The sequence below is a fragment of the Gemelliphila asaccharolytica genome, assembly GCF_001553005.1.
GTDB classification, from domain to species: domain Bacteria; phylum Bacillota; class Bacilli; order Staphylococcales; family Gemellaceae; genus Gemelliphila; species Gemelliphila asaccharolytica.
On record NZ_KQ959874.1, the window covers coordinates 1 to 23,709 of the forward strand.

Genomic DNA, 23,709 nt, shown 5'->3' on the forward strand with positions numbered 1-23,709 from the left:
GGGGCAAGCCATAAAGGTTTGCTCCATTAATTTTTTCGTAAGTGTCCGTACACTTACTGTGCTTGCTACATAAGAATAAATTAGATATCAAGTGTTAAGTAAGTTTTCAATTTATAGCTATATTATACCAATTTATAATGGTGTATTCAATTCGAGGTCATCTGTGAATATAAAAAATAATATTCATTGACATAGCTATGAAAAAGTGTTATAATATCTATGAATAAAAATTACGAAATTCATAGATAAAAAACTACTCTCGGAGGATAAAAATATGGGAAAGGCATTTACAGAAGAAGAAAAGATAAAAATCAAAGAAAGTATTATGGAAACAGCTCTTGATTTATTTCATGAGAAAGGGACAAAATCACTTAGCATTTCGGAATTGACAAAAAGAGTTGGAATAGCTCAAGGGAGTTTCTATAATTTTTGGAAAGATAAAGAATCTCTTGTCATTGATTTAATGGCATATAGATCAATACAAAAATTGGAGAACATTGAAAAAGAATTTTCAAATTCACTTACGAATCCTAAAAAATTCCTTTCAGAGGTAATTTTTAAGTATTCAATAGACATTACTGAGAAAATTAGAAATAAGCAAATTTATCAAGAGGCATTTAGAATATTTGCAAGTCAAGACTCAAAGAAAGTGAATAGAGTAGAAAATCTATATGGGGATTTTTTGGATAGGTTAATAGATTATTGGTACAAAAACAATGTAGTAAAAAGCATAGATAAGCAAGGTTTATCAAATGCCTTTGTTGGAAGCTTTGTTCTATGTTCAAATTATTTCCATTTTAATGAAGATACATTTGAGGAAGTACTTAATATTTATATACAAAGCATTGTTTTTAAATATATAGAAATTTAATTGTAAAAAGGAAGGTGATAGCAATGATTCTGGATTTTAATGAGATAAAAAAGGAAGATGTGTTAGTTGCTGGAGGTAAGGGTGCTAATCTTGGAGAAATGACTTCGGCTAAAATAAATGTTCCAAGTGGTTTTGTTATAACAGCAGACGCATATAGAGATTTTTTAAAAGTAAATGGGATTGATATTCTCATTGAAAATGGAATTAAAAAAACAGCAGATGATGAAAAAATACTTCTAAATGAAGCTGAGCATTTTAGAGGAAAGATAAAGTCTGGGAAATTTCCTGAGCAATTGGAAAACGCAATAAGAGAAAAATATTTTAATCTTCGAAATAATAAAAGAGTTGCAGTGCGTTCTTCAGCAACGGCAGAAGATTTACCGGATGCCAGTTTTGCAGGGCAACAAGAAACATATTTAAATGTTCAAGGTATTGAAAGTGTATTAAATGGGGTGCGTAATTGTTATGCTTCACTTTGGGGGAATAGAGCTGTAAGCTATAGATTTCATCAAGGTTATGATCAAACTTCAGTTTCTATTGCAGTTGTTATTCAAGAAATGATAGAGAGTGAAAAATCAGGAGTTTTATTTACTGTAAACCCAGTAAATAAAAAAGAAAATGAGATGCAAATAAATGCAAGCTTTGGCTTAGGAGAAAGTGTTGTAAGCGGAAGAGTTACAGCGGATAGCTACATTATTGACAAATCAGGAAATATAATCGAAGTAAACATTGGAAGCAAGGAAACTCAGATTATATACGGGGATAAGGAAACTGTTGAAGTATCGGTAAACTCTGATAAAAGAAAAACTCGGGCATTAAATGATAGAGAAATACTTGAACTTATGAAGTGCGGTTTAGAGATTGAAAAACACTATGGTATGCCTATGGATATTGAATGGGCTATCAAAAATGATATTGTCTATATTTTACAAGCGAGAGCGATTACCACATTAAAAAATTCCAAGAATGATATAACTGGCAATGATTTAATAGAGAAGTATATAAAGGGTAAAAAAATCAAAAAGGATACACAAGAAGTAATGTCATTCTTTTTAGAAAAAATGCCTTTTGCACATAGAGTCCTTGATTTCGATTATTTGATGGCAATTAATGATCAGAAAGTAAACATTTTGTCAGAAGGTGGAATTATTTTACCAAGAAATCCAATTATAGATGATGATGGTATACAAACTTTTTCTGATGACGGAAAGCGAATTGGAAAGAATATTTTTAAATTTTTTAATATTTTAAAGAACATGAAAGATTTTGAGTTCTGTTATAAGAAGTGCAAAGATTTTATGAATATATATGAAGTTGAAATAGAAGAAATCAAGCACTTAAATTTTGAAAATATGACATTAACGGAGTGTGGAAATTTCTTAGAAGAAAGTTATGCTCTTTTGCAAAAGCTTGCTTATGATAGATTCAAATATGCATTATTTCCATCAGTTTTAAATAGCAAGAAATTTAACAAAATAATAAAAAAAGTAAATAGCAATTATTCATCATTTGATTTTTATTGGGACTTAGATAATAAAACATCAGTGGTTACAAATGATGTCTATAAAATGGCTCGTGAGATAAGAAAAAATGAAGCTTTAAAAAAAGCAATAATTTCCGGAGATAATTTTAAGGAATTATATAAAAAGTTTAATGATTTTAAGAATATATCAGATGAGTTTATGAAAGATAATGGTTTTAAATCTGATTATAATTGTTATTGTTTATCTGCAAAAACATTTCTTGAGGATCCTGATAGGCTGATAAATATATTACGACCTATATTAAATGAAAATAGTAATGAAAGTAACGATATAAAGGATTTTTCTAAGCTTATGGAGAGAGTAAAGGAAATCTATGGTAGAAAGTATCAGGATGTAGAAAAACAGATAAAATATTTTAGATATTTCCATGTGGTTCGTGAAGAAAGTCAATATTTGTGGGAAACACTATTTTATTATGTGAGAAAGTGCGTTAGAAGAATTAACTTTATACTCTTGGGTGATGAAAATATAGAAACTGGAGTGGCTAATCTTTTTCATAAAGAACTGTTGGAAGTAATTAACAGAGGTAATTTAAATGAATTAGATAAGGAAAAAATAAATAGGAGAAACGAAAAATTTCCTTTAGCAGTAAAAGTTTGGGAAGCTTCAAAGTTACTGATTTTTAAAACAGATGGAGATGTCTTAAAGGGAGTAAGTGGAAGCACTGGCATTGCAGTTGGCAAGGTGTGTTTAATAAATAGTCCTAAAGAATTTTATAAAATGAAAAAAGGAGATATATTAGTTTGTCATCTTACAGATCCTGAATGGACTCCATTATTTAAGCTGGCAAGTGCTGTTGTGGCAGATACAGGTTCTGCTTTGAGCCATGCTGCAATTGTTGCAAGAGAATATAATATACCGGCAGTTCTTGGAGTTGGTTTTGCAACTACCAAATTCAAAGACGGAGATACCATACAAGTAAATGGTAATATCGGCGAGGTCAAAGGTTGCTGATATGAAATCAAAAAATCAAATAGATCAAAAAGAATTGAGAAGACAAAAGATTTTAAGTGAACCACTTTTACCTTTGATAGTAAAAATGTCTGTTCCGACAATTGTTGGTATGCTAATTATGGTTATTTACAGTTTGACAGACACATTTTTTGTCGGACTTTTAAATGATAAATCGATGACAGCCGCTATTGGTGTTGTTTTTAGCTTCGTGAGTATTATTCAGGCTATTGGTTTTTGGTTTGGATATGGTAGCGGTAATATTATGTCTAAAAAACTTGGAGAACAAGATGAAGAAGAGGCAACAATTATTTCTTCCATAGGAATAGCCTTTTCTATTATAAGTGGATTTTTGATAGCTATACTGTCGTGGATTTTTATATCAGACTTGACAAAGTTCATTGGTGGGAATGCTTCTGTTAATTTATTTAAATTTACTACTCAGTATATAAAGGTGATTATAATAAGCGTTCCATTTAGTCTGTATTCAATTACTATTTATAATCAATTACGACTTTGTGGAAATGTAAAAGATGGAATGATAGGTTTGCTTTTAGGAATGTTTAGCAATATGATTCTTGATCCTGTATTTATGTTTATGTTCAAGTTCGGGTTTGTTGGAGCTGGATATGCAACTTTAACAGGTCAAATAATTGCGTGTATTGCACTTACTATGTTGGCAAAAGGAAATGGTAATATTCCTGTTTCTTTGAAAAATGTCAAATGTAGTAAAGAACGCATATACCATGTTCTTGTAGGAGGAATGCCTAACTTTTCAAGGCAAGTAATTACAAGTGTTTCTCTCATTTTATTGAATAAAGTTGCAGCGAACTTTGGGGACAGTATTATTGCAGCCTTAACCGTTAGTTCAAGAATAGTTGCCATAGCTTATATGATTATGATTGGATGGGGGCAAGGGTTTCAACCTATTTGTGCAATGAATTATGGTGCAAAAAAATATGGCAGAGTTAGATCAGTATTTAATTTGACAGTTGTTGTTGGAACTATATTTTTGATTATATCAGCAGTGGTGCTATATATTTTTTCGGAACATTTTGTTATTGCGATGTCTAAAGATAGTGAAGTTATTTCTATAGGAGTGCAACTACTTAGAATGCAATGTATAACAATCCCATTGTTAGCCTATTATGCTATAAGTAGTATGTTGATGCAAAACATAGGTAAATATTTTTGGTCGTTGATAATTTCGATTTCAAGGCAAGGTATTTTCTACATCCCTCTTTTATATTTACTTACTAATTTATATGGGAAGTTTGGGATATATTTGCTCCAACCAATAGCGGATATTTTGTCATTTGTTTTAGCTGTTATTGTTGTTTATAAAACAAAAAATGAACTAAAAAACGAAGGGAATATACATTAGATAAATTAACACAGGTTGAATAGTTGGAGGAAATTACTATGCATTATTTTAGGTCTAATGCTTATATAGAAAAAATTTACAGACCTTTTTGATACTGGTAATTACCATAAAAAATCAAATTTAAATTATAAGGAAAGAGCAAGTTTCTTTCATTTCAGAGGACTTTTTAGGTTGTACAATATTATCGTTAATAGATAATATAAAGAGAAAACCAGCTTTAAAATTAAAAAAAAAATAAAATAAAAATATCAACACAAAAGATAAAAAAAATACTTGTTTTTGTAGTTGGTATTTTTTTTATATAAAATTAGTAATAAAAAGAGGAGAAAAAATGCAAAAAAGGGAGTTAGAAAAATTATACAATTCAATACTACAAAACAGAATAAGAAAAAATAAATATAAAAACTCAAAAAATAAAATTTAAGAATGCCAAGATTTTTAAATCTGCTTTTTCTTTACAAGATGGGAGTTTTGTAGGAAAATATATTTACTAGGAAATGTTAGTTAAAAATGTGAAAGTCATCTGACATTAAGAATTACGATCGTCAAGAGAAAACAGGTATATTGTAAATAATTAAAGTTAAATTATTTATCTTAAATGGAGGTTTAAAAATGAGTATTACGTATAAAATTACATCGAATATAATAAAATTTTTAAATGTCAAAAAAATGTTTTTAAAGAACAAGGAAGAGATGCTTGAGTATGCAAAAGGAGAAAATGCAAAAGAAGTATTTGATTTAGATAAGGCAATGAAGAGGGCGAAGAGAAAAAATTATTATCTTTTCGACAGAGATATAATGGGATACAGGGTGATTTCATATCAAGAAAATCAAGACTTCGCTAAGGGAGCTGTCCTCTATCTCTTCGGCGGAGGAATGATTACACAACCGAACAAGTTGGATTTTACTTTATCTGAAAGAATAATGAAAAAAAGCGGTAAAGATGTTTGGTTTTTATTTTATCCTCTTTGTTCAGAGGATATAAAGGTGGATAAAACCTATGAAGTTTGTTTTGAAACCTATAAGTTAATGACAGAAACTTATAAGGCGGAAAATATCAGAGTACTTGGATTTTCATCGGGTGCCTGCCTATCTATCGGAATTTTTTTACATAATAATGCTTTAGGTAGACCTCTTAAAATGCCCGGTAAAATTATTTCAGTTTCTCCGGGCGGAATTCCCGATGTAAGTCTTGACAAAAATAAGAGAATATGGGAGAGATTAAATGAACTTAATCATAAAGACATAATGATTGAACCTAAATATATTAAAACTGCAAGAGAAATTTTAAAGGGAGATGAAGGTTTACCGGAATATATGTTAGACGGAACGGTAGGAGATTTTACCGACTTTCCGAAAACCTATTTTTATTATGGTGAAAATGAATGTCTCTATGCCTTTGCAGAAGAATTTAAAAAAGCGATGGAAAAATACCATAAACCCTATGAAATTATTGTCGGCAAGGGGATGTGCCACTGTTATCCTTTAGTAAGATTTTTTAGAGAGGGAAGAGAAGCACAGGATCAAATTGTTGAATTATTGAAATCTTAATCTAAAGACGAAGAAGAGAAATTTGGAGATGTGAGAAGTCAGAGTTATTATTTATAGAAGGATAACTCAAGACAAATCGCCTGTTATGGATAATAGGTCATCGGTGGAACGTATGGAAAGGAGAGATTTGAAAATCTATGCTTGTAATTGAAACCGTCATTTTATGTTCTGCATTTTTTGCGCTTTGTTTTTTTGGTACCGGCACGGACGAGAAAAATTTGAGAAATTACATGTCCTATCCTGACGAAGTCCAAAAGCAAATCAAAGAGATTGAAGAGTATCAGGGGAAATATAAGGAAACAGGCAGATTCGCCGCATGGATCGTGAATTATTTACTGTTTACCGCTTTATTTTTAATTTTTGGAATAGTGATCCGTCAGACGAACTTTATGCATAACTTTATATACTTGCTGATTTTAGGCGAGATGTTAAATGCTTTTGACCTTATCGTTATTGATCTACTATGGTGGAGAAACACAAAGAGGATCAGGTTATTAAAAATACCGCAAAAGGAATTCTACCAAAATCCTAAAAAGCACATAGAAGCTTTTTTAAGAGCGCTGGTTTTGTATTTTTTTGTCGCGGTGTTTGACGGATATTTATTGACTCTATTTTGACCAACAACCATTGTGAGAGTAATTTATGGATATCATACGAGTCGCTCTGGTCATAATGACAATAGCTGTAATCTTTGATATTTGACCTGCACCATTATACGACATTCTCTTTGCCAGCGTCCATACTGTAACGAGAATTAAGGCTCTTTTCTTGATGTTGGGTTATCATCAGGTTAGTTTTAATACACGTCGAGACGGTAGCACTTTTGTCCAAACTCGATGTAGATAAGCATATAAATATTGAAATTGAGTTGGATGAGATTGATTTGACAAGTGCTGAAAGTAAGGCAACATATTCTCAAATCAAAGAATATGTTTGGAATAAATTTGAATTAAAAGTTCCGACATTATATATTGCACAGATAAAAAGAAAATGTGGGATAGAATTACGAGAACATTACAACAAGACTAAAAAGGAGAATCAAATTATTCTGTAGTGTACGTCTGAAAAAGAAGAAGCTATCATGGATGCCTTGAGACACTTCAAAACGATTTAATAAAAAAGAATGGCAGCATATAATTTTCTGCATTTATGACATTTCTACTTGGTATATGAACAGCTATTATTCCTTTCTTACAAGGGATCAATGAGAAAATAGGCTCAATATAGAGATTGATATGATTATATTTATATTTAAAGGAGGTTGAAATGGTTGATAAAAGCAATAAAAAATTCTGGGATAAATTTGCTAAGCTATATGCTCCTTTCATGAAAAAAGACAAAGGAGTATATGATAAAGTTTGCGAATATATTCGTCCTTATTTGAATAAAGATTTGGAGGTACTTGAACTTGCTTGTGGCTCAGGACAATTATCGTTTAATCTTTCAAAGTATTCTAAAAGTTGGATTGGCACAGATTTTTCCGAACAAATGATTAAGGAAGCTAAAAAGCGTGGGGGATACGAAAATCTTACATTTGAAACAGCCGATGCAATAGCATTATCCTATTCATGTGAAAAATTTGATTGTGTGTTAATTGCTAATGCACTTCATATTATGCCTAAACCGGATGAGGCGATGAAAGAAATATATAGGGTGTTAAAACCTAATGGTACTTTGTTCGCCCCTACTTTTCTATGGAAAGAGGGAAAACAAAGAAAAATGATAAAAAGTTTGATGTCTATTTTAGGATTTAAGATGTATCAAGAATGGGATAAAAAGGAATTTGAAGATTTTATTAAAGAATATGGATTTTCAGTAGTTGAAATGAAATTGGTATATGGAGGCTTTGCACCGATTGGTGTGATAATTGCTCAAAAAGAAGCTTAACAGATTCTATTTTTATGATTTAAAAAAATAGAAAAAAAAACATAAAAAATCTAAAAAAAGAAATGAAAAAATACGAAAAAGCTTTACAAGAAATAAACAAAGAAATGAAAAAGCAAGAAAACATAGAGGAAATAAAAGACCTATTAGAAGAAAACTTTATTTTTCTAAAAAGAGTAATAAAAGAAGTAGCTAAACTAGATGAAGAAATAATAATAAAGCTAGATGACGAAATAAAAAAACTAAAAATAACATATAATATAGTAAAAACAAATTAAATATTGCATTAAAGGCAATTCAGGAGTTAAGCTTCAAGGTTGATAGATTAGAGCGTGAACTTGAGGGAAAAGGGACTTAATTGCTCCTTTTTTGTTTTTAAAGTTTGTCTAAATTGTACTTTTTATGTTTTATAATTTTTTTATATGGAGGTTTGGCATGAGTAATAATGATTTACAACCAATTTATTTGGTGTTACAGGAATTGAGTGAAAAAACTTTGGAGCTTGCGAATTTAAAGGAGGCTTATCAGAGTTTATATAATGAATGTTAAAAGCTCAAGAGTACGAAAAACAACTAAAAAATATCAAAGTTAAAACTAATTCTTATAAAGATATAAATAACTATGCAGTGGAACTGGGAAAAATTCTAGCCACTGCTTTTAATATATATTTTAATGAGAAAAATTCAAATGATACAGTTGAAAAAATACTAAACAATAGGTTGAAAGAAAATCATAGACTTATTACTGAATATGGGAAAGTGGTTCAAAATATTTTAAATAAAAAAGCTAAAATAGGTTTAGCAGCACAAATTCCAGAAGTTAATCAAAGCAGAATTGATGGTCTAATAAGTAGGCTTATAGAAGGTGATTTTGAAGATAACAAGTGGCTTTTAGGGTCTCCAATAGTCAATTTTAGTCAAGCTGTTGTTGATGATATGGTTAGAAAAAATGCTGAGTTTCATTTTCATTCTGGAATGAGTCCTAAAATTGTTAGAAAAGAAACTGGTAAGTGTTGTAAATGGTGTAAAAATTTAGCGGGTTCATATAGATATCCAGGTGTCCCAAAAGATGTATATAGACGTCATCAAAACTGCCGTTGTACTGTTGAGTATATTCCTAAAAAAGGTGTTAGGCAAGATGTTCATACTAAAAAATGGAAATATGAAACAAAAGAAGAAGTGAAGAAATTACCTTATGTAAGTGTGACAAACGAATGGTTGAAAAGTTTCAGTAGTAAAGCAAAAGTTTTAGAGCAAACATTTTGGGAAAAAAATGGAGTTAGATACACTCTAGGTGATCCTAATGTTAATTTGAATCCTTCAAAATCTGAATATCATGTCGCTAGGTGGATAACAAAAAATCTTGGTAAGGATATTACATTAGTTCCTACAGTATCAGGTAAATATGTGGGTATACGAACTCCTGATTACTTAATTAATGGTGAAAAATTTGACTTGAAAGAGTTAGAAGGTAATGGGAAAAATACTGTAGATACACGAGTACATAAATCAAAAGGACAGACAGAAAATTTTATTTTTGAGTTGTCTAAAACAGATATGTCTATTGAAGAATTTAAAAGACAATTATATAATGTTTATCTTTTAAAAAAAAGAAAAATAAATACATCTATTGTAATTAAAGATGATAAATTAATTGATATTTGGCAAAAAAAAGAATAGCACCCGCTCTCCAGTGGGAATGCGGTTACTATTTCTATTTGATATTATATCATGTTTTTAAATAAAATACAACATTTTGTCCTGCCGTATGACAAAAAACTAGGCAGATTGGAAAGGAGCGACTAAATGACAAGATTTGGTAAACAAACTCCTTCACAATCGGTAATATTAGACTATAGAGAAAGTAGATATCAAGAAGCTGTAGCTTTATACAAAAAGACTAAATTAGAAGTATATGAATGGCAATTGAATATATTAAAAGACATCATGGCAGTTGATGAAGAGGGACTTTGGGTTCATCAAAAGTTTGGTTATTCATTACCTAGACGTAATGGTAAAACTGAAATAGTTTATATTTTAGAAATATGGGCTTTGCATCAAGGGGATAATATCTTACATACTGCACATAGAATTAGTACGTCTCATTCTTCTTTTGAAAAGGTAAAAAAGTATCTTGAAAAAATGGGATATGTTGATGGAAAAGATTTTAATTCTATTCGTGCTAAAGGACAAGAAAAAATAGAACTTAAAAAAAGTGGTGGGGTTGTTCAGTTTAGAACTAGGACTAAAAATGGTGGTCTTGGTGAGGGCTTTGACCTTATGATAATAGACGAAGCACAAGAGTATACAATAGAGCAAGAGTCAGCACTTAAATATACTGTAACTGATAGTAAAAATCCAATGACGGTAATGTGTGGTACACCACCAACACCAGTTTCTATAGGTACTGTTTTCACTAAGTATCGTGAAGCTTGTTTATTTGGTAAAAGTAAGTATTCGGGTTGGGCTGAATGGTCTGTTGATAGTGAAAAGGAAATAGACGATGTAGATGCTTGGTATAATTCTAATCCATCTTTAGGTTATCACTTAACCGAAAGAAAAATAGAAGCTGGAGCGAGGGGAGATTTATGCTATTGAGTTTAATTCGGGGGTTAGTTTTGAATACTACATTTTAAGTAATAGTGATATTTTTAATATAAATGATGATTGTATTGATATTTCTTTTCCAGATTTAAAAGGGTGTTTTACTTTTGGGGAGAATTTAGAAGATGCTTTAAAAATGAGCAAGGAAGCACTAGAGGGGTATTTATTGACTTTAGAAGATGAAAAAATGACTATTCCTAAAGCTAGTAATTTTCATGATTTATTAAATAATTTAAAAGATCATGAGCAGTTGCAACTAATTCAAGTGGATACTGATTTTTTAAGAAGGGTTGAAGAGAATAAATCTGTAAATAAAATGGTTACTTTACCTAAATGGTTGGTTGAGTTAGGTAAAGAAAGAAAATTAAATTTTTCGCAAGTTTTGCAGACTGCTTTGAAAAAAGAATTGAATTTATAAAGTTAGCTTATGCTAACTTTTTTTGTTTGGTGAAAAGGGTAAATGTATTAGTTTTAGCAAGACAATACTATATAATATAAATATAAGGTTGATGCCTTATATAACGAGGCAAGGCGAGGAAGGAGAACATCATGGAAGATATGACAAATAATGAAAGTACAATATTTTTAAAAATGATTTTACAAATTGCTAGAGATAGCAAGGATAAAGAAGAAATCATAAAAAAAATAGAAGAACTACTAAAAAAATAATTCTTCTAAAACACAACTTAAAGGGTAGCCTTGCTACTGCCCTTTGCTATGGTTAAATTATATCAGATTGGCAAGAGAAAGGCAAGGTATGAGTAAAAAAAAGAAAATGGGGCGACCGATAATAGGGAAACCTAAAACTATTGATGTTAAATTTAGATTAGACGAACAAACACACAAAAAACTTATTGAATATTCAAAAAAAATAAATATTTCAAAATCAGAAGCTATTAGAAAAGCTGTTTATATGTTATTAGATAGTTAAGCGTTATATAATTTAATATTGTGATAATAAATTGTTATAAAGTTATTAATTAAAATAAAAAAGGAAAATGGATTTTAAATGCAGGGTTGCGTTACTTAGATGAAGCACTTGACGGAACAAATACGGTAAAAATTCTGGATGCGGTTATTTATGATTTGGGGCCTACCTATGAAAGGAACAATGATAAATTCAGCTTACAAGTAAAGAACTTACTTGATAGAGAATATTATGTAAGTCTTTATCAAGATCACCCGAAAAAGGTTAAAAGAGAAGATATAAAAGATACTTTTTCTATACCGGAAGATGCGGATCCTAATAAAATAATTGAAGATCCACGTCACAATATCGGATTTTTAGGTGATGAAAGAACGGTTATGGATACTTACAGTTACATACACATGGTAAAATGAGCACTCCCGTTATGTGCCGACCCCAAAAAGTCAGATCGAAATCTAACGATTGGAAGGTAGGTATTTTTATGGCAAAACATAGTTTTGAATTCAAGAAGAAAGTTGCTTTAGAATATTCGGATGACAAAGGTGGAACGAAATATTTTTCTGAATCGAGAGCTTTTTATTTGCTTTTTTTTAATATTTTCATGAAGAATTTATAAATGTACAAAAATATGATTTTTACTTAAAAAATATTCAAAAAGTAAAATAATAAATAAAAATCGTTATGAAAAAATTTATATCGGCATGAGTGTTCGTGTTTTTCGAAAAAATTTTATAGTACGATATAAGTGCATTAAATAAAAATACATTTAAAATTAGAAATAACTTCATAAATTAAAAATAAAGTAGAGAAAAGTGCTATGTAGTGTGTGTTTATTTATCTTTTTTAAGCTTTATTGTATAGATAAAATTTATTTTTTGTACAAAAGATTTTACAAATAAAAAAAGAAGGTGTATAATCGATTTTATATTCAAAAAAGGAGATGTATTTTTAAAATGTCAGAGAGAACACTCTGGAACAAGGATTTTATCCTTGATACGGTTATCAATTTTTTAGTTTATTTGATTTATTATTTGTTGATGGTTATTATTGCGGTCGTTGCAAAAGATCAGCTTAACGCATCAATGGGTGAGGCAGGTCTTGCTTCGGGTATCTTTATTTTGGGTACATTGGTTGCACGTTTGCAATTCGGTAACAATATTGAAATTTACGGACGTAAAAAGACATTGTACGGCGGAATGCTTTTCTACCTTATTACAACACTTATGTATTTCTTCATTCCCAGTATTACAATGATGTTTGCAGTTCGTTTCTTGAACGGTCTTGCATACGGTATTACATCTACCGCTACAAATACGATTGTCACTGCATGTATACCGGTTTCTAAGAAGGGTCAGGGTATAAACTACTATGGTTTGAGTACAAGCTTGGCAGCTGCTATAGGTCCGTTTCTCGGTATGATATTGTTGCTCGTTGCAGACTTTAGAATGATTATCGGATTCTGCTGCGCATTGATTGTACTTTGTATGATTGGATGTTTCATGCTCAATATCAGAGAAATCAACCTTACGGAAGAACAGCGTCAGGCTATGAAGAAAATTTCCATTTCAAATTACTTGGAACCGAGAGTATGGGCAATTTCTTTAGTAGGATTTTTGATGGGCTTTTCGTATTCAAGTGTTCTTACCTTCTTGGCATCTTATGCTCGTGAAATAAATCTTGTAGAAGCAAGTACATTGTTCTTCGTATTTTATGCCGGTATTATTACACTTACACGTCCTGCGACAGGAGTGTTGTTTGACAGAAAAGGTGAAAACTCCGTACTTTATCCGTGTTATGTATTCTTGGCTTTGGGAATGTTCCTCCTTGCAATTACTACAAAATCTTGGGAACTTCTTCTTTCCGGTATATTCATCGGATTGGGTTACGGTACATTCATGTCGAACGGTCAAGCTGTATGTATAAAGATTACACCGCCAGCACGTGTCAGCGTTGCACTTTCCACATACTTCGTAGCACTTGACCTCGGTATCGGGGTAGGACCTTACGTACTCGGTTCATTGCATGATATGATGAACTTTTCTCAGCTCTATGAAACTTCAGGTGTGATAGCAATAGTATGCTTGATAATTTACTACATATTCCACGGAAGACGTGCAAAATCACTTGCATACATTCAGGAAGATGCGAAAGTAACCGTACTCAAAGCGGCTAAAAATCACTAATTGAAAAAATTAAAAGTGGAAAACGATTTACCCGAAGATATTTATCTTCGGGTTTTTTCTTATGCTTTTTGCAAGAACTGTATATGAAATACAAGTAAAAAGCGATATTCTTATGATACAATATGATAATCAGTATCAATTACAACGAAGGAAGTATTATGTTTGGAAGAATTAAACTCATAAAAGATTTTTACAAGCAATGGTAAGTGGTTTCGATATAGTTTTGGGAAACTAAGGAACGTTACAAATTAGGAGTTTATCTTTTGATTGTACTTGCGTGGGACTTGATAAATGTTTATACGACTGCAAGACTCAGCGACTGGTCACGAGATTTTTTCAATTCACTTCAATCTCGAAACTTGGAAAAGTTTATGACATAATTGTGAATTTTATGTATTCTTGCAAGCGTAAGTCTTGTACTTTTTGCAAACCAAAAATTTTGGTTGTACAATATTATCGTTGATAAGAGATATAGAGAAGTAAGCCAGCTTTAAAATTTTTTAAAAAATAAAAAAAGAAATATCAACGCAAAAAACAAAAAAAATACTTGTTTTTGTAGTTGGTATTTTTTCATATAAAATTAATAATAAAAAGAGGAAAAAAATGCACTTCAGGTAAACTGTATAAAGAGACCAGAAATTTTACTGTGGATGATGTTTTAATGGCGATTATTAAAGTTTCAATGTAGATTGGTGTAACTAATACTCTAAAGATGGTATAATAACTACAAGAAGATTTTTTAAATACTGTTAGAATCTGTATGCTATTTTAAAGGAAGGGAATAAAATGAAGAAAATATTTTTTAGAATTTTTTCAATTGTTATTATTTTAGTAGTTTTAGTTTTTATTATTAGAATATATAATGATCATAAGAATAAAGATATCAATGTTTTAAATTTTCCTGAATATTATAAGGATGTTACTAATATAAGTCTATATCCTACAGATATTGATGGAGTTGATGTAACTTATGTAGATGAGGGAGGAATGCAAGGATTTAGATTTGTACCCAAGGAAAAATCGCACAAGGGTCTTGTAGTTTGTTTTGGAGGTTCTGAAGGAAGTCCAAATTTTGAAACTGCTAAAAGATTGGCTGAAGAGGGATATGAAACTTTTGCACTATTTATGTATGGTATGAAAAATCAACAACAAACTTTAAGAAAAATCCCTTTAGAACAATTTGAAGATGTTATAAGTTATATAAATAAAAATGTAAAAGACAATAAGCCCATAAGCGTTTTGGGAGCGTCAAAAGGTGCAGAATATGCCCTTAATTTGGCTAGCAAATATCCTGAAATAGATAATCTGATTTTAATATCACCTTCATCTTATAATTTTGCCGGTCTAGATTTTAAAGATTATGGTTCATCATGGACATATAAAGGAAAGGAACTCCCATATATAGATATAAAAAAATCATCGTTTAACTCATTTTTAAAAAATATTATTGTTCCAGCTACTATTAAAAGTCCTATTAGCTATAAAGAAACTTATAACAGTGCAATAGAAGAAGACTCAACAAGCCAAGAAAAATTAATACCAATCAAAAATGTTAAGGCAAATATATTAATGATTGTGGGTGAAGATGATATGATGTGGAATAGTCTTGCCATGGCAAATAAAATAAAAGAACAAAATTCTAAAGCAATGATTTATTCTTATAAGGGAGCAGGGCATATATTCTCTGGCAATGGTATTTTGAATTTAGGAAAAATTAGAATTGCAACAGGTGGAACAATTGAAGAAAATGAAAAAGCAAGAAGTGAATCAAGAAAAACTATTGATGCTTTCTTAAAAGAAAATCATAAATAGATAATTACTTGTGTATTCAAAAACGATAAAAATATAGTATTAAAGAAGTAATATTAATCTACTTCTTTTTTATTTAAAAATACGCTGTATAATATCATTTTTAGTCTTTTCATAAATTAAATAAGAGTAGTATATGGATGATATTTGAATGAAGAAACTAAGATTTTTTCATCAGTTTTTTTACTCTTTGTTATAAAATCTATTGCTAAATTTAGAGTTGATTTTATAGGATGTATTTTTGTAATTGCTATATTAATCACCAGTTCCTTCTTTTGTTTTTATAAAGGTTTTAGAGAATGGAGATATTATAGAAGAATTTAACAGACCAGTATTTGTAATTATTGTTAAATAAAGTTGTGGTGGATATAATTGACAAAGACGGAACAGTCCATCTATATAACTTAACATTCTATTTCAAAAAAGGAATTAAAGATAATTTAAAGTTAATTATTTGTCTTAAATTGAGGTTTTAAAATGAGTATTACGTATAAAATTACATCGAATATAATAAAATTTTTAAATGTCAAAAAAATGTTTTTAAAGAACAAAGAAGAGATGCTTGAGTATGCAAAGGGAAAAAAGTGCTGATATTTTAAAGGAAAGAAAAAGTGATATAGCAACTGTTAGAATCTTTTTTTATATTTAGATTAGTAACTTGTTGAGCTAAAATAGAAAATATTACAAGGCAAAATGATGGCGTATTGGCAAACTATTGATTTGTTTTTTTGATTGTAATATACTTATTTTTAGATATAATTAAAATAAATCACTTAGTTAATAAGGGAGGTAGTCAAGTGGTAAATAGTAGAACATTTGTAGCAAAAACTAAAGACATTAGTTTAACTGTGAGAAGAGATGATTATTTTAGTATTAGTTATATAAACTGCGAAAAAAATATATTAAAGATTGAAGAAAATCAAGACGGTATAAAAATTTTTCAAACAGAAAAAGTGTCAGCTTTAAACTGGTTTAGATGGCTAACTAAAGGTATTCCCGAAGTTATTGTTACGTTGCCAGAAAATATTGATGTTTGCGAGATTGACGCTGAATCAAATCAAGTATTAGTAACAGACATTAAAATTGATAAGGTTTATGCAGAGGTACATAATGGCAAGGTAGAAGCAAGAAATGTTAAGGCTAATGATATTTTTTTGAAGTGTTTTAATGGATCTGCTGTAGTAAAAAATGTAGAAGTAGATAATATATGTATGGTTGATACATTAAATGGTATTAGTGTTTTAGAAGGAACAATTTCAAAAGATGCAAGTATTGAAGTAGCTTGTGAGAATGGCATTGTCGAAGTTTCTGATGGAAATAAAGCTAATCTTAGTTATAAAAAAGAAGGATGTGCTCACTACGTCGTACATTGTTTGAATGGTAAAGCTGTTGTTAGGTAATAAGATTGGGTTCTATTATGTTCAGTATTATCACCAATTATACTAGACAGATTATTAATGACTTAGATATTGACATGACAGTAATATTTAACTGCAATGATGAAATTAGAGAAATTTATTTATTAAATTAAGAATTAGTGAAGTTGTAGATTGTTAAAGATTATTGTATAAAAATGTAATCAAACAACTGAGTTTATTAAGTTTTTAATAGGAATTTTATTACACATTCTATGTATATAAATTCAGCTGTCAAGATAAATAAAACATTTTAACTATAGGATTTTTCTATTGTTAAAAAGTGTATATACTATTTATTTTCTGCACTCCAAAAAAGTTTAGATTTATTATCTGTGTTTTCAATCTATGTCGGAGCTACAGTTTCAATGTTATAAGTGTAATTGGTGGATGTAAATTATTATCGTATATATCAAGAATTTTAATGAATTGTAGTTAAAATCTTTGTGAATCACTAACTTTAAATGATTTTTATGTATTTTGAGAGAGGTTTTCATGTTAAAATTTCTATTTTTATGTATAATTTTTATGTATAATAAATAGAAATCTATACAATGAGGGAGATAAAATATGAAAAATAGTAAAAATTTTAATATATTTTTGATTGATGGCGAGGTAACAGGCAGGATTAAATGTACATTACCAAGCTGGAGTGGATTAGCATATAAAATTCCTAGAACTTATTTAGATAAATGTAAAGATAGGGAACATTTAAAGCAGAGTGGTGTTTATTTTTTATTTGGTAAAAATAATACTGATGAAGATGCGGTTTATATTGGACAAGCTGGCATTAGAAAAAGCGGTGGAGGTGTTTTGTTCAGAGTTGCCGAACATCTGAAAGATGATTTTTATTTTAGCGAAGCTGTTATATTTACTACGAGTGATAATTCTTGGGGTCCAACGGAAATAAGCTATCTTGAAAATAAATTTACTAATCTTGCTATTATTACAGAACGGTATAAGGTTGAAAATAATAACGATCCTAATCCTGGGAATGTAACAGAAGAAAAGGAAGCTGAATTGGAAGTTTATGTTGAACAGTTTAAGATGATGTTAGGTGTATTAGGATATAAGATTTTTGTACCGTTAGTAAGAACAATGGAATCAGTAGTTGAACAATATGATGATGAATTAATCTTAAGTCTTTCTAGGAAAATCAAAAGGTCAAAAAGAGCTATTGAAGCACAGTGCAAAAGAACAGATGAAGGTTTTGTTGTTTTGGCAGGTAGTCAGATAGAAGAAACAGATTCCAAAGCTATACCAGAAACAATAAAAGAACTCAGGGAGCGTTGTAAACAAAATAATGAGATAAAAGATGGCATATTAACTAGAAATTATCTATTTAGAAGTCCTTCTTATGCCGCTGCATTCGTTTTAGGAATGACTACCAATGGTAGAACAGACTGGAAAACAGAAGATGGGATAATGCTTAAAACGCTAGAGGAGATAACAACCTAATAAAAAAACTAAAATTTCATCTTCTTCCTCCATTTTATCCTTGATTTTGATTTTCAGGTTAAATAAAGTTTTATATTTTTTTAAATACTTATTAGATTGATTTATTTAATTAGTTTTTATACTTTATTATAATATTTTTAAATTATTTTAGTTTTATTTAACGTTATTTGTTATTTATTTGATTTTTATGTTCTTTGTAGAAGTTATTGAATTTTCTTAAATTGTTGGTATTGGTATTTAAAATTAATGAACCTTTTAAAAATATATTTAAAAGCAAAAATAAAAAGCCTAACTAAATTAATATTTAAGCTTATAATAAAAATCTTTAAAGGTGAACCCCTTTAAAGAAAGGGGCTGAAAAAATGGAAAGTTTTTTATTTTTATTTTTATTACTTTTAAAATATCAAAAAGAAGTAATTATTTATCTAAAAATAATGAACCTTTTAAATATATTTTTAAAAGCAAAAATAAAAAGCCTAGCAAAATTAATTGCTAAGCTAATAAAATTTTTCAAGGGCGATTAATCGCCCTACGCCTTTAAAAATATTATAACATATATGAATAAAAAAAGAAAGGGGAAAATAAAAAATAATATATTAAATATATATGTAATAAAAAAATAAAAGATTATAAAATAAAAAAGGACGATAAGAAATAAAAACTATAAAAGAATTGAAAAAATTTTGTAATTATTGTATAATAATAGAGTAAATTATTTGTTATACAAAGGGGAGTAACTTGACTCTTGTGGAGTTTCTAATATCGTCATTACGTAGTATTAACACTACCGTTATTAGAGGTAACTATGTTATTTAGTAAGACCTTTGCTTTTATAAAGAAAAAGCGAAGGTCTTTTTATTATATAATCAAATTGCTTTAAATAAGAAAGGATAAAAAATGGATATACAAATTTTAATACAGTATGGAATAGTTTTACTTAGTCTTATATTGTTAGAAGGATTATTATCTGCAGACAACGCAATAGTTTTAGCCATAATGGTAAGACATTTAGAAATAAAAAAACAAAAAAAAGCACTTCTATATGGTTTAGTTGGAGCACTTTTTTTTAGAGTCATAGCAATATTTTTAATAACAACATTAGCAAAATACTGGGAAATACAAATTATAGGGGGTATTTATCTTTTATACATGTCAATAACCCATATTCGAGATTTTTATAAAAAATTAAAAAGTAAAAATATTAAAAATATAAAAGAAAGAAAGAATAAAAGTGGTTTTTTAATGACGATAGTAAAAGTAGAATTAACAGACATTGCTTTTGCTATTGATTCAATTCTTGCATCTGTAGCTATAGCTATTACTTTACCCCATTTATCTGAAACTGAAATAGGAAATATAAACTTAGGACAGTTTGCTGTTATGGTACTTGGTGGAATGATAGGGGTTGTAATTATGAGATTTGCAGCTAATTTATTTATAAGAATTCTTGATAGAAAACCGGGATTAGAGCTATCAGCATTTTTAATAGTTGCATGGGTAGGAGTAAAATTATTTATAATATCTTTTGCACATGAAAATTTAGCTTTAATACCAAAAGAATTTCCACATTCTATAACGTGGAATGTTATATTTTGGACTGTTTTGATTTTTATTTTAATAATAGGATATTTTTGTTCTGAAAGTTTGAATAAAAAAATACAAAATAAAATATAAAAAATATAGAAAAAACAATATAGATTTTTAATAAAATACTTATATATTAATATAATTGATAAACTTTTAATTTGAATAAACTGATAAAAAAGAAATAAATTATAATATTGAAATCCTCAAAAGAGTAAGTTTTAAGACTAACTTTTAGGGGGTTTCTTTATATTTATAGCTCTTTTTTATTTTTTTAAAAAAAAAATCTAATTATAGTGGAAAAAAGTGGGTATATATGGTAAATTATATATAAAAGGTGGTGATATATATGTTTATTGGTCAATATAATAATAAAATGGACTCTAAGGGGCGTTTAAGTATGCCTATAAAATTTAGAGAATTTTTAGGGAATAAATTTATTATTACAAGAGGGCTAGATTGCTGTTTATTTGGTTATACAATAGAAGAATGGCAAAAAATAGAAAATAAAATAAAATCACTACCTGTAACAAAAAAAAATGCTCGTTCATTTCAACGTTTCTTCTTTTCTGGAGCAGTTGAAGTTGAAACTGATAAGCAAGGGCGAATAAACATACCTAATTCACTGATAGAACACGCTAATTTAAAAAAAGAATGCATTGTAAATGGTGTTTCTAATAGAATAGAAATATGGAACAAAGATATATGGGAAAAACAAATGGAAGAAAGTATTAACACTTTTGAAAAAATAGCTGAAGACTTAGAAGATTTTGATTTTTAGAGAGGTTTTTAATGTTTAAACATTATAGTGTATTGTTAGATGAATCAGTAAATGGACTTAATATAAAAGAGAATGGAATATATGTAGATTGCACTTTAGGAGGTGCAGGTCACAGTATAGAAATATTAAAAAGATTAAAAAACGGTAAATTATTTGCTTTTGATCAAGATAGTACAGCGATAGAAAATGCTTATATAAAGCTTGAAAAATATAAAGAAAACGTAACATTAATAAAATCTAATTTCAAAAATATAAAAAAGGAATTAGAAAAATTAGATGTAAAAAAAGTAGATGGGATAATATATGATTTAGGAGTATCGTCACCACAGTTTGATGTAGCAGATAGAGGATTCAGTTATAGATATGATGGCAAATTAGACATGAGAATGGATCAAGAAAATACTTTAACAGCATATAATGTAGTCAATAATTATAGTTATAATGATCTAGTTAATATATTTTATAAATATGGTGAGGAAAAATTTGCTAAAAAAATAGCAAGAAATATAGAAAAAGAAAGAGAACTGAAACCAATAGAAACGACATTAGAACTTGTAGAAATAATAAAAAAATCACTACCACAGTCAGTTAAAAGAAAAAGTAAACATCCAGCGAAAAAAGTTTTTCAGGCTATAAGAATAGAAGTTAATGATGAATTAAAATCGTTTCAACAGTCACTAGAACAAGCTATAGAAATGCTAAATGTTGGGGGAAGAATATCAGTTATAACATTTCATTCACTAGAAGACAGGATATGTAAGCAAACATTTAATTTATATTCAAAACCTAAAGACATACCTAAAAATATACCTATATTACCAGGTGAAATAAAGCTTGAATTAAAAAATATAACTAGAAAACCAATTCTTCCTAAAGAGGAAGAGTTAGAAGAAAATAGTAGATCAAGAAGTGCAAAATTAAGAATAGCAGAAAAACAAATTTAAAAGGGGAATAAAGTGGCAACTTTAAAAGTATATAGTAGAGAATATGGAATAAAAAAAATAGAAGAAAAAGTAACGTTAACAAAACCTGAAATAGCAATATATATAGCTTTTCCTTTGTTTGTAATATTATCAATATATATAATGTTGAGTTATGATGGTGAAATTTATTCTTTAAAAAATAATGAGTTGAAAAATGACAATAAGATTAGTAAAATAGAAAGTACAAATGAAGAACAACGTGTTATAATAAATGAATTATCTTCTTATGAAAGGATAAAAAAAATATCTGAATCATTAGGGATGGACTCACATAAAGATAATGTAAAGGTAGTGAGATAATTGAAAAAATATAGAAAATTTTTCACTTTAAAATTTTTGGAAGATAAGAAAAGTATAAGAAATAAAGATTATATATCAAGAAAAAGAACAAAAATGATTTTCACGACTCTTTTTGTTTTTTTCTTTGTATGGATTTTAATTTTAAATATAGGACAAATGGCTGTATTTAGCACTATAAGAGGTAAAAATTTAGCGAAAATTGCTGAAAAAAAGTATAAAATAGATGCAGTTTTGCAACCAGAAAGAGGGAAAATTTACGATAGGAATGGAGATGTTTTAGCAGATAATATAGAATCATATAAACTTATAGCAGTTCTTTCAGAAAAGGCTTCAGAAGGCTTAAAAGATGGAGAACCTAAAAAACATGTTGTAGATATAAAAAAAACTGCGAACGAATTATCTAATTTCATAAATTTACCAGAAGAAAAAATAGAGAATATTTTAAACAATGACACAGCATATCAAGTAGAATTTGGAAATTATGGAAAAGACATAGATATAAAAACCAAAAGAGAAATAGAAGAATTAAATCTTCCTGGAATCAAATTTGAAACAACAAAAAAAAGATATTATCCAAATGGCACACTTTTAGGTAATTTTTTAGGGTATGCTCAAAATACTAATGATAAAGACGATTTAATAATAGGAAAATTAGGAATAGAAAAATGTTTTGATTATTATCTTAGGGGGAAAAATGGGAGAGTAATATACTCAAGAGATGCTTGGGGAAAAGTTGTTTCAAATGTTCCTTCCGTTAAAGTTGAACCTGTTAATGGTTCTGATATACATTTAACAATAGATAAGAATATTCAAGGATTTATAGATAATAGTCTTAAAGATATTCAAGATAAATATGAACCAGAGAGTGCATTTTCTGTTGTAATGAGTGCAAAAACTGGTGAAATATTAGGAATAGGTCAAAGCCCTGCATTTAATCCTAATACAAAAGAAAACATGGATAAGGCTTGGACTAATGCTATTTTCAATTCGGCTATAGAGCCAGGTTCAACAATGAAAACATTCAGTTTAGCTATAATGATAGAAAATTCTATATATGATCCTAATAAATATTATAGATCAGGTTCTTATAAAATTTATGATACAACAATTTATGACTATAATAAAAAAGGATGGGGCACTATTTCTTATAGACATGGATTTCAAGAATCATCAAATACATTAATGTTAACCATGTTTGAGTCTTTAGGTGCTGAGAAATTGAAACAAGGGTTTGAAAAATTTGGTTTTGGCAAAAATACTGGAGCGTTATTTGAGAATGAAGCAAGTGGAGTTTTAGCATTTCAAAATCCTGTATCTTCTGCAACTAGTGTTTTCGGTCAAGGTAGTACAGTAACACCAATTCAAATGCTTCAAGCAGAAACAGCAATAGTTAATGATGGTAACATGTTAAAACCTTATTTTTTAAAAAAAATACATAGTAATGAGGATAATCTAGATCTTAATATTGGAGAAAAAAAAA

At 28.9% G+C, this 23,709-nt stretch carries 25 protein-coding genes; 23 read left to right on the top strand and 2 right to left on the bottom strand.

The window, feature by feature from the left end:
- The first annotated feature begins 274 nt into the window (after positions 1–274).
- From HMPREF1871_RS02955 to HMPREF1871_RS03025, 15 genes are all read left to right on the top strand, one after another.
- Positions 275–871 carry a TetR/AcrR family transcriptional regulator gene (locus HMPREF1871_RS02955; protein ID WP_066129908.1) on the top strand — a complete coding sequence of 199 codons (597 nt, stop codon included), beginning with the start codon at positions 275–277 and terminating at the stop codon, positions 869–871.
- Positions 872–894: 23 nt separating this feature from the next.
- The gene (locus tag HMPREF1871_RS02960) at positions 895–3,369 is read left to right on the top strand and encodes a PEP/pyruvate-binding domain-containing protein (RefSeq protein WP_066129911.1); all 2,475 of its coding nucleotides are present in this window, start codon (positions 895–897) and stop codon (positions 3,367–3,369) included.
- Entirely contained in the window at positions 3,338–4,750 is a 1,413-nt protein-coding gene (locus HMPREF1871_RS02965) for an MATE family efflux transporter (protein WP_232297355.1), read from the top strand. The genes HMPREF1871_RS02960 and HMPREF1871_RS02965 overlap by 32 nt, the downstream gene beginning before the upstream one ends.
- A 612-nt stretch (positions 4,751–5,362) precedes the next feature.
- Positions 5,363–6,301: an alpha/beta hydrolase gene (locus HMPREF1871_RS02970; RefSeq protein WP_066129917.1), complete on the top strand. Its 939-nt coding sequence runs from the start codon at positions 5,363–5,365 to the stop codon at positions 6,299–6,301.
- A 137-nt stretch (positions 6,302–6,438) separates the two neighbouring features.
- Complete coding sequence (locus HMPREF1871_RS02975; protein WP_066129919.1) at positions 6,439–6,918, top strand: ABC transporter permease; 480 nt, start codon at positions 6,439–6,441, stop codon at positions 6,916–6,918.
- A gap of 206 nt (positions 6,919–7,124) precedes the next feature.
- Positions 7,125–7,355 (top strand): 23S rRNA methyltransferase, encoded by a 231-nt coding sequence (locus HMPREF1871_RS06035; RefSeq protein ID WP_157058044.1) that lies wholly within the window; start codon positions 7,125–7,127, stop codon positions 7,353–7,355.
- Between the two features lie 212 nt (positions 7,356–7,567).
- The gene (locus HMPREF1871_RS02980; protein ID WP_066129922.1) at positions 7,568–8,188 is read left to right on the top strand and encodes a class I SAM-dependent methyltransferase; all 621 of its coding nucleotides are present in this window, start codon (positions 7,568–7,570) and stop codon (positions 8,186–8,188) included.
- A gap of 62 nt (positions 8,189–8,250) precedes the next feature.
- Positions 8,251–8,463 carry a hypothetical protein gene (locus tag HMPREF1871_RS02985; protein WP_066129926.1) on the top strand — a complete coding sequence of 71 codons (213 nt, stop codon included), beginning with the start codon at positions 8,251–8,253 and terminating at the stop codon, positions 8,461–8,463.
- A 264-nt stretch (positions 8,464–8,727) separates the two neighbouring features.
- Positions 8,728–9,864, top strand: a complete 1,137-nt coding sequence (locus tag HMPREF1871_RS02990; RefSeq protein ID WP_066129930.1) for a CdiA C-terminal domain-containing protein — start codon at positions 8,728–8,730, stop codon at positions 9,862–9,864.
- 126 nt (positions 9,865–9,990) lie between these two features.
- Complete coding sequence (locus tag HMPREF1871_RS02995) at positions 9,991–10,782, top strand: DEAD/DEAH box helicase family protein (RefSeq protein ID WP_198145752.1); 792 nt, start codon at positions 9,991–9,993, stop codon at positions 10,780–10,782.
- A 73-nt stretch (positions 10,783–10,855) separates the two neighbouring features.
- On the top strand, positions 10,856–11,206 hold the full coding sequence (locus HMPREF1871_RS03000; RefSeq protein WP_269746044.1) for a type II toxin-antitoxin system HicB family antitoxin: 351 nt from the start codon (positions 10,856–10,858) through the stop codon (positions 11,204–11,206).
- A gap of 339 nt (positions 11,207–11,545) precedes the next feature.
- The gene (locus HMPREF1871_RS03005; protein ID WP_066129934.1) at positions 11,546–11,719 is read left to right on the top strand and encodes a ribbon-helix-helix domain-containing protein; all 174 of its coding nucleotides are present in this window, start codon (positions 11,546–11,548) and stop codon (positions 11,717–11,719) included.
- An 86-nt stretch (positions 11,720–11,805) separates the two neighbouring features.
- Positions 11,806–12,129 (top strand): hypothetical protein, encoded by a 324-nt coding sequence (locus HMPREF1871_RS03010; protein ID WP_066129936.1) that lies wholly within the window; start codon positions 11,806–11,808, stop codon positions 12,127–12,129.
- A gap of 540 nt (positions 12,130–12,669) precedes the next feature.
- Complete coding sequence (locus HMPREF1871_RS03020) at positions 12,670–13,899, top strand: MFS transporter (protein WP_066129940.1); 1,230 nt, start codon at positions 12,670–12,672, stop codon at positions 13,897–13,899.
- Between the two features lie 786 nt (positions 13,900–14,685).
- Positions 14,686–15,711 carry an acyl-CoA thioester hydrolase/BAAT C-terminal domain-containing protein gene (locus HMPREF1871_RS03025; protein ID WP_066129942.1) on the top strand — a complete coding sequence of 342 codons (1,026 nt, stop codon included), beginning with the start codon at positions 14,686–14,688 and terminating at the stop codon, positions 15,709–15,711.
- 116 nt (positions 15,712–15,827) lie between these two features.
- On the opposite strand, the gene HMPREF1871_RS03030 is transcribed toward HMPREF1871_RS03025, so the two are convergent.
- Together HMPREF1871_RS03030 and HMPREF1871_RS06180 are read right to left on the bottom strand one after the other, a co-directional pair.
- A complete protein-coding gene (locus HMPREF1871_RS03030; RefSeq protein WP_083505628.1) occupies positions 15,828–15,971 on the bottom strand; it encodes a relaxase in 144 nt (47 codons plus the stop codon).
- Positions 15,964–16,119, bottom strand: a complete 156-nt coding sequence (locus HMPREF1871_RS06180) for a hypothetical protein (RefSeq protein ID WP_157058045.1) — start codon at positions 16,117–16,119, stop codon at positions 15,964–15,966. Before HMPREF1871_RS06180 ends, HMPREF1871_RS03030 begins: the two co-directional genes overlap by 8 nt.
- 386 nt (positions 16,120–16,505) lie before the next feature.
- Here HMPREF1871_RS06180 and HMPREF1871_RS03035 point away from each other — a divergent pair, with 386 nt between their 5' ends.
- From HMPREF1871_RS03035 to HMPREF1871_RS03065, 8 genes are all read left to right on the top strand, one after another.
- Entirely contained in the window at positions 16,506–17,108 is a 603-nt protein-coding gene (locus HMPREF1871_RS03035; RefSeq protein WP_066129944.1) for a DUF4097 family beta strand repeat-containing protein, read from the top strand.
- A gap of 585 nt (positions 17,109–17,693) precedes the next feature.
- Complete coding sequence (locus tag HMPREF1871_RS03040; RefSeq protein WP_066129945.1) at positions 17,694–18,581, top strand: GIY-YIG nuclease family protein; 888 nt, start codon at positions 17,694–17,696, stop codon at positions 18,579–18,581.
- A 362-nt stretch (positions 18,582–18,943) separates the two neighbouring features.
- Entirely contained in the window at positions 18,944–19,105 is a 162-nt protein-coding gene (locus tag HMPREF1871_RS06185) for a hypothetical protein (RefSeq protein WP_157058046.1), read from the top strand.
- A 373-nt stretch (positions 19,106–19,478) separates the two neighbouring features.
- The gene (locus HMPREF1871_RS03045) at positions 19,479–20,255 is read left to right on the top strand and encodes a TerC family protein (protein ID WP_066129949.1); all 777 of its coding nucleotides are present in this window, start codon (positions 19,479–19,481) and stop codon (positions 20,253–20,255) included.
- A gap of 259 nt (positions 20,256–20,514) precedes the next feature.
- Entirely contained in the window at positions 20,515–20,946 is a 432-nt protein-coding gene (mraZ, locus tag HMPREF1871_RS03050; protein ID WP_066129950.1) for a division/cell wall cluster transcriptional repressor MraZ, read from the top strand.
- 11 nt (positions 20,947–20,957) lie between these two features.
- A complete protein-coding gene (gene rsmH / locus HMPREF1871_RS03055) occupies positions 20,958–21,890 on the top strand; it encodes a 16S rRNA (cytosine(1402)-N(4))-methyltransferase RsmH (protein ID WP_066129952.1) in 933 nt (310 codons plus the stop codon).
- 12 nt (positions 21,891–21,902) lie between these two features.
- Positions 21,903–22,229 (top strand): cell division protein FtsL, encoded by a 327-nt coding sequence (locus HMPREF1871_RS03060; protein ID WP_066129954.1) that lies wholly within the window; start codon positions 21,903–21,905, stop codon positions 22,227–22,229.
- Positions 22,230–23,709, top strand: a 1,480-nt coding sequence (locus HMPREF1871_RS03065; RefSeq protein WP_066129956.1) for a peptidoglycan D,D-transpeptidase FtsI family protein, incomplete at its 3' end; no start/stop codon positions are given.

What these genes read in the sequence shown, in the direction of transcription:
- HMPREF1871_RS02955 (WP_066129908.1), top strand. Translation starts at nt 275, where the DNA reads ATGGGAAAGGCATTTACAGAAGAAGAAAAGATAAAAATCAAAGAAAGT.
- HMPREF1871_RS02960 (WP_066129911.1), top strand. Translation starts at nt 895, where the DNA reads ATGATTCTGGATTTTAATGAGATAAAAAAGGAAGATGTGTTAGTTGCT.
- HMPREF1871_RS02965 (WP_232297355.1), top strand. Translation starts at nt 3,338, where the DNA reads ATGGTAATATCGGCGAGGTCAAAGGTTGCTGATATGAAATCAAAAAAT.
- HMPREF1871_RS02970 (WP_066129917.1), top strand. Translation starts at nt 5,363, where the DNA reads ATGAGTATTACGTATAAAATTACATCGAATATAATAAAATTTTTAAAT.
- HMPREF1871_RS02975 (WP_066129919.1), top strand. Translation starts at nt 6,439, where the DNA reads ATGCTTGTAATTGAAACCGTCATTTTATGTTCTGCATTTTTTGCGCTT.
- HMPREF1871_RS02980 (WP_066129922.1), top strand. Translation starts at nt 7,568, where the DNA reads ATGGTTGATAAAAGCAATAAAAAATTCTGGGATAAATTTGCTAAGCTA.
- HMPREF1871_RS02985 (WP_066129926.1), top strand. Translation starts at nt 8,251, where the DNA reads ATGAAAAAATACGAAAAAGCTTTACAAGAAATAAACAAAGAAATGAAA.
- HMPREF1871_RS02990 (WP_066129930.1), top strand. Translation starts at nt 8,728, where the DNA reads ATGTTAAAAGCTCAAGAGTACGAAAAACAACTAAAAAATATCAAAGTT.
- HMPREF1871_RS02995 (WP_198145752.1), top strand. Translation starts at nt 9,991, where the DNA reads ATGACAAGATTTGGTAAACAAACTCCTTCACAATCGGTAATATTAGAC.
- HMPREF1871_RS03005 (WP_066129934.1), top strand. Translation starts at nt 11,546, where the DNA reads ATGAGTAAAAAAAAGAAAATGGGGCGACCGATAATAGGGAAACCTAAA.
- HMPREF1871_RS03020 (WP_066129940.1), top strand. Translation starts at nt 12,670, where the DNA reads ATGTCAGAGAGAACACTCTGGAACAAGGATTTTATCCTTGATACGGTT.
- HMPREF1871_RS03025 (WP_066129942.1), top strand. Translation starts at nt 14,686, where the DNA reads ATGAAGAAAATATTTTTTAGAATTTTTTCAATTGTTATTATTTTAGTA.
- HMPREF1871_RS06180 (WP_157058045.1), bottom strand. Translation starts at nt 16,119, where the DNA reads ATGTTAAGTTATATAGATGGACTGTTCCGTCTTTGTCAATTATATCCA.
- HMPREF1871_RS03040 (WP_066129945.1), top strand. Translation starts at nt 17,694, where the DNA reads ATGAAAAATAGTAAAAATTTTAATATATTTTTGATTGATGGCGAGGTA.
- HMPREF1871_RS06185 (WP_157058046.1), top strand. Translation starts at nt 18,944, where the DNA reads ATGGAAAGTTTTTTATTTTTATTTTTATTACTTTTAAAATATCAAAAA.
- HMPREF1871_RS03045 (WP_066129949.1), top strand. Translation starts at nt 19,479, where the DNA reads ATGGATATACAAATTTTAATACAGTATGGAATAGTTTTACTTAGTCTT.
- mraZ (WP_066129950.1), top strand. Translation starts at nt 20,515, where the DNA reads ATGTTTATTGGTCAATATAATAATAAAATGGACTCTAAGGGGCGTTTA.
- rsmH (WP_066129952.1), top strand. Translation starts at nt 20,958, where the DNA reads ATGTTTAAACATTATAGTGTATTGTTAGATGAATCAGTAAATGGACTT.